The sequence below is a fragment of the Nocardia farcinica genome (assembly GCF_029867845.1).
Taxonomy (GTDB): domain Bacteria; phylum Actinomycetota; class Actinomycetes; order Mycobacteriales; family Mycobacteriaceae; genus Nocardia; species Nocardia farcinica_A.
Genome location: NZ_JARWRU010000453.1, coordinates 1 through 5,128 on the forward strand (window position 1 = coordinate 1; position 5,128 = coordinate 5,128).

The window sequence follows — 5,128 nt, forward strand, 5'->3', positions numbered from 1 at the left end:
GGGGGCCCGGGCGGCGCGGGGGGGGGGGCGGGGGGGGGTTATTGGGCGTGCGGGGGGGGGGGTGTGTTCACACCCCCCCCCCCCCGCCCAATCCGTGGCGGAGGATAGGGGATTTGAACCCCTGAGGGCGTTAACCCAACCCGCGTTCCAGGCGAGCGCCATAGGCCACTAGGCGAATCCTCCGTGGAGCAGCATAGCGAATGGTTGCGGGTTCATGCCAAACCGGGTCCCGGGCGGGGGTGCGGGGGGAGGGGTGCGGCGGGGCGGGCGGAGACCCGCTATAGTGGGCGGCGGATCCCGCGCGGCGCGCATCCTGTGAACTCCCCCAGGGCCGGAAGGCAGCAAGGGTCAACGGGCTCTGCCGGGTGCGCGGGGTCCCCTGAATTCCGGCCGGTCCGGCCCGTCCCCTGCTTCACCTCTCCCCTGATTCCCGCTGCTACCAGCGGTGTCGTACGCCGTGGCGCTGCCTCGGGGAACGGCGAGCGGCACGAGGTTCCCACCGGCCGACGGTTCCCCCGCGATGTGCCGGCGCGCACCACCGCCGGGGCAGTCGCGGGCCGCGGCAACGACCCCCGTGATGTCCCGGCTGCGGGTAACGTGAACACCGTCTCCGGCGCGGGCCGCACGGCCGCGGCGGAAGTCACACCCTTTCCCCTCGCTGCTTGAAAGGCTGCCAAGGATGCCCCGGCAAACGCAGATCGGTTTGATGAGCCATGACGAGCTCGTGTCCGAACACGAGACCCAGTCCGCGAACTACGCGAAGCTCAAGGCCGAGAAGCTCACGCTGGATCTGACCAGGGGCAAGCCCGCGCCCGAACAGCTCGACCTGTCCAACGAGCTGCTCACCCTGCCCGGCGACGGCGACTTCCGCGACGGCGGCGGCACCGACTGCCGCAACTACGGCGGCCTGCACGGCCTGCCCGAGCTGCGCGCCATCTTCGGCGAGCTGCTCGGCATCCCGGTGGACAATCTGATCGCGGGCAACAACGCCAGCCTGGAGCTGATGCACGACACCATCGTGTTCGCGATGCTGCACGGCACCAACGATTCCGAGCGCCGCTGGGCGGACGAGCCGGTGGTCAAGTTCCTGTGTCCGGTGCCCGGCTACGACCGGCACTTCGCCATCACCGAATCGCTGGGCATCGAGATGATCCCGGTGCCGATGCTGGCCGACGGCCCCGACACCGCGAAGATCGCCGAACTGCTCACCGATCCGGCGGTCAAGGGCCTGTGGGCGGTGCCCAACTACTCCAACCCGACCGGCGTGGTGTTCTCGGAAAAGGTGGTGCGCGAACTGGTTTCGCTGCCCGCCGCCGCCCCGGACTTCCGGCTGTTCTGGGACAACGCCTACGCGGTGCACCCGCTGACCGACACCGCGGCGCCGGTGCTCGACGTGCTCGGCATGGCCGCCGAGGCGGGCAACCCGAACCGGCCGATCGTGTTCGCCTCCACCTCGAAGATCACCTTCGCCGGCGCGGGCGTGAGCTTCCTCGGCTCCTCCACCGAGAACCTGAACTGGTACCTCGGCCACGCGGGCAAGAAGAGCATCGGCCCGGACAAGATCAACCAGCTGCGCCACCTGCGCTTCTTCCGCGACGCCGACGGCGTGCGGGCGCACATGCAGAAGCACCGGGAGATCCTGGAGCCGAAGTTCGCGCTCGTGCTGCGCATCCTGGAGGACCGCCTCGGCCCGTCGAAGGTGGCGTCCTGGACCGAGCCGAAGGGCGGCTACTTCATCAGCCTCGACGTGCCGGAGGGCACCGCGAGCCGGGTGATCGCCTTGGCGAAGGAGGCGGGCATCGCGTTGACGGCCGCGGGCTCGGCCTTCCCGTACCGGAAGGACCCGGAGGACAAGAACATCCGCATCGCGCCCAGCTTCCCCAAGCTCTCCGAGCTGGAGGTCGCCATGGACGGCCTGGCCACCTGCGTGCTGCTGGCCGCCACCGAGAAGGCGCTCGGCAAGTAACCTGGACGAACCAGCGCGGCCCCCGTATCCGGTGTGGATGCGGGGGCCGTCGTTCGTCCCGGGGTGCTCAGGCGGGCTTGTGGGCGAGCACCGCGAACATGGTGACCGACAGGTGGATGTCGCCGGTGCGGGCGCCGCGTTCGAGGTCGGCCAGCAGCTGGGCGCGCTCGGCCTCGGTGATCGAGCCGCGGGCCACCGCCATCGCGGAGATGCGGTCGACCAGCGAGCCCGGCCCGGCCGCGCGGGTCTGCACCAGCGCCTGCGAGCCGATCTCGTCGACCACCAGGCCCGCCTGGGTGAGCAGGCCGGGCAGCCTGCGGCCGGACAACGGGTTGGTGGTGGCCGCGATGAGGGTCTCGATCACCTGGCGGGCGACCCGCCGGTCGCCGGGGTGCACGATGGCGGTCTCCCAGTCGACGTCCATCACCACGGTGCGGCCGCCGGGGCGCAGCACACGCGCGATCTCGTTGGCGGCGCGCGCCGGGGCGGTCAGGTGCTGGAAGACGCGCTCGGAGAGCACGGCGTCGAAGTAGTCGGCGCCGAAGGGGATCCCGTAGGCGTCGCCGGAGTAGAACCTGGCGGTGGAATCCTTCTGCGCGGCGCGGCGTTCGGCCGAGGAGAGCAGATTCGGGTCGGGCTCGACGCCGATCGCCTCGCCGGTCGGGCCGACCGCGTCGGCGAAGACGAAGACTTCCGAGCCGGTGCCCGACCCGATGTCGACCGCGCGTTCGCCGGGTTGCACGGCGAGGGCGTCGTGGGCCCAGGTGCGTAGCTGTTGGATGCCGGGCAGGGCTGCCTGCAGGTCGCGTACGTCGACCAGTTGATTCTGGCCCGCGCTGTCGAAGCGGTCCGGGCGCAAACCGGGAGTGTCCATGCGCGCATTTCCGTCCGTCGGGATCACCGTCGTCATGCGCCGAGCGTACGCGGCGGCAAACCCGGTCGCAGCGCCAGCCTGTGACCCGTGTCACCGCGATGTGGAGCGTGCAACGTCTCGCTCAGGCCGCGCAGAACTCGTTGCCCTCCGGGTCGAGCATCACCCACCAGTGCCCGGCGGGCCCCTGGTCGACCTCCTGCACCCTGGTCGCGCCCAGCGACTCGAGCCGCGAGACCAGCGCGTCCAGCCCCTCGTCACCGGCGTGGATGTCGATGTGCAGGCGGTTCTTGACCGTTTTGGGTTCCGGCACGTCCTGGAACAGGATGCGCCTGCCCTGACCGACGCCGCTGACCGGTTCGAACGGGTCCTCCGGGTGGCGGATGGCGGCGTACCCGCGGAAGATGCGGCGGCCGCGATGCTCGCCGACCATGTGCGCCGGCAACTGGCCCTGCGCCAGCAAACGCTCGATGAGCGGCTGCGGGTCCTCCACCACGTAGCCGAGGGCGGCGGCCCAGAAGTCGGCCAGCACGGGCGCGTCGCGGGTGTCGATGACGAGCTTCCAACTCGATGCCATGCCGGGAAGCTACACCCGGCCACCGACAGGGCAGGCGCCCCGGCACGCCCCGGCACGCGGCTGCGCCGGGGCCGTGATCCGCGTCGCGGCGGGAGTGGGATGATCGGAGACGGTGACTGCCCGGAAAAGGCCCGCGACCGCGAAGGGGACGATGGTGAGCGTGACTCTGTGCCTGGCCCAGGAACCCGAGGCGGACAGGTTGCTGTCGGAAAATATGTTCGCGCTGCTCACGGGCATGCTGCTGGATCAGCAGTATCCGCTCGAGCACGCATTCCGCGGGCCGAGGAAAATCGCCGAACGTATGGGCGGATTCGACATCCGCCGGATCGCCGAGGCCGACCCGGCCGAATTCGAGGAGTTGTGCGCCACCCCGCCCGCCATTCACCGGTACGGCCGGTCCATGGCGAGGCGCACCCAGGATCTGGCCAGGTACGTGCTGGAACACTACGACGGCGACACCGAGCGCATCTGGACCGACGGTGACCCCGACGGGGCCACTGTCCTGCGCAGACTCGAGGATCTGCCCGGCTACGGCACGCAGAAGGCCAAGATCTTCCTCGCCCTGCTCGGCAAGCAGCTCGGGGTGCGCCCCGCGGGCTGGGAGAAGGCCGCGGGTGACTACGCGGAGCCGAATTCCCGGCGTTCGGCCGCCGACATCACCGACGGTGAATCGCTGCTCGAGGTGCGCGCGTTCAAGAAACAGATGAAAGCGCAGGCCAAAGCCGCCGCGGGCGATTAGGGCGGGGGTTTTCGATCTCGCTGCGTTTTTCCCTCCCGGTGGAAAGCCGGTTGCCACATGCTTGCGACCGACAGCTTCACCGGATGAGAGATTGTGCAGCGCAGATGAAGAAGAGCAAGCTTGCCGTGCTCACGGCACTGGTGTCCATCGTGGCCGGCGTCGCGGGCGGCACCGCCAACGCCGCGCCGGCGCAGGTGCCTGAGGCGGTGAACTTCACCGCCCACGCCACCGACACGCAGTCGATCATCTCGATCGATTCCGGCTCGCTGGTCGTCGAGAACGACGCCCTCGCGATCAAGGCCGCCGACGGAACCACACTCGCGGGCACGCCGCTGCGCTTCCGTATCGACGAGTTCGAGTTCCCGATCGCCGCTGAGGTCACCGACCGCACCGCCGTCCTCACCCCGCAGATCTCGGTCGACAAGGCCGTCTACAAGCCGGTCGCGCTCCCGCACGAGGACAAGGCCCCCTGGAAGAGCGAGTACGAGCGTGAGGTCGCGGCCTGGACCCGCCTGACCAGCACCATCTCCATGGGCGCCACCATCGGCACCCTCGTCGGCGGCCTCACCGGCGCCGCGGCCGGCTGCGTCCTCGGCGGCATCGCCGGCGCCACCGTCGCCTCGGCCACCATCGTCGGCCTGTTCGGGCCCTTCGTCCCCGCCGCCGCGATCGGCTGCATCGGCGGCATCCTCGCCGTCGGCGCGCTGGGCACCCTCGCCGGTCAGATCCTGGTGACCGCGCCTGTGGCCATCGGCGCCGCGATCCAGTACCTCACCACCGTCAACCAGCCCTTCACCCCGCCGGCCGCCAAGTGACACACGCCCTCGGCCACAGCGGCAGGCCGCGCACCTCCCGGCCCGGCGACACCACGGTGCGGTAGCCAGGGCAGTGCCGCGGCCGGGGTGGTGAACCGGCGCAATATGAGCCCCCCGGGCGCGGGCGGGGGGGGGGGGGGGGGGGGGGGGGGGGGGGGGG

At 70.7% G+C, this 5,128-nt stretch carries 5 protein-coding genes, 1 tRNA gene and 1 other RNA gene; 4 read left to right on the forward strand and 3 right to left on the reverse strand.

Annotated features, from left to right (window positions below):
• Nucleotides 1-95 precede the first annotated feature (95 nt).
• Nucleotides 96-183, reverse strand: a tRNA-Ser gene (locus tag QH283_RS09790).
• 106 nt (nt 184-289) lie between these two features.
• Between QH283_RS09790 and ffs the strand changes: the two genes are divergently transcribed.
• Nucleotides 290-384: signal recognition particle sRNA small type (gene ffs / locus QH283_RS09795), an RNA gene on the forward strand.
• 295 nt (nt 385-679) lie between these two features.
• Nucleotides 680-1,966 (forward strand): aminotransferase class I/II-fold pyridoxal phosphate-dependent enzyme, encoded by a 1,287-nt coding sequence (locus tag QH283_RS09800; RefSeq protein ID WP_280502699.1) that lies wholly within the window; start codon nt 680-682, stop codon nt 1,964-1,966.
• Between the two features lie 67 nt (nt 1,967-2,033).
• Here the strand turns inward: QH283_RS09800 and QH283_RS09805 are convergent, their stop codons facing one another.
• Nucleotides 2,034-2,876 carry a methyltransferase domain-containing protein gene (locus tag QH283_RS09805; protein WP_414689644.1) on the reverse strand — a complete coding sequence of 281 codons (843 nt, stop codon included), beginning with the start codon at nt 2,874-2,876 and terminating at the stop codon, nt 2,034-2,036.
• Between the two features lie 85 nt (nt 2,877-2,961).
• A complete protein-coding gene (locus tag QH283_RS09810; protein WP_280502700.1) occupies nt 2,962-3,414 on the reverse strand; it encodes a VOC family protein in 453 nt (150 codons plus the stop codon).
• Nucleotides 3,415-3,565: 151 nt separating this feature from the next.
• Between QH283_RS09810 and QH283_RS09815 the strand changes: the two genes are divergently transcribed.
• Nucleotides 3,566-4,153 (forward strand): HhH-GPD-type base excision DNA repair protein, encoded by a 588-nt coding sequence (locus tag QH283_RS09815; RefSeq protein ID WP_280502701.1) that lies wholly within the window; start codon nt 3,566-3,568, stop codon nt 4,151-4,153.
• Between the two features lie 104 nt (nt 4,154-4,257).
• On the forward strand, nt 4,258-4,968 hold the full coding sequence (locus tag QH283_RS09820) for a hypothetical protein (protein WP_280502702.1): 711 nt from the start codon (nt 4,258-4,260) through the stop codon (nt 4,966-4,968).
• The last annotated feature ends 160 nt before the right edge of the window (nt 4,969-5,128 follow it).

Bases quoted from the DNA above. Each gene is read 5' to 3' on its own strand.
- QH283_RS09800 (WP_280502699.1), top strand. From the start codon at position 680: ATGCCCCGGCAAACGCAGATCGGTTTGATGAGCCATGACGAGCTCGTG.
- QH283_RS09805 (WP_414689644.1), bottom strand. From the start codon at position 2,876: ATGACGACGGTGATCCCGACGGACGGAAATGCGCGCATGGACACTCCC.
- QH283_RS09810 (WP_280502700.1), bottom strand. From the start codon at position 3,414: ATGGCATCGAGTTGGAAGCTCGTCATCGACACCCGCGACGCGCCCGTG.
- QH283_RS09815 (WP_280502701.1), top strand. From the start codon at position 3,566: ATGGTGAGCGTGACTCTGTGCCTGGCCCAGGAACCCGAGGCGGACAGG.
- QH283_RS09820 (WP_280502702.1), top strand. From the start codon at position 4,258: ATGAAGAAGAGCAAGCTTGCCGTGCTCACGGCACTGGTGTCCATCGTG.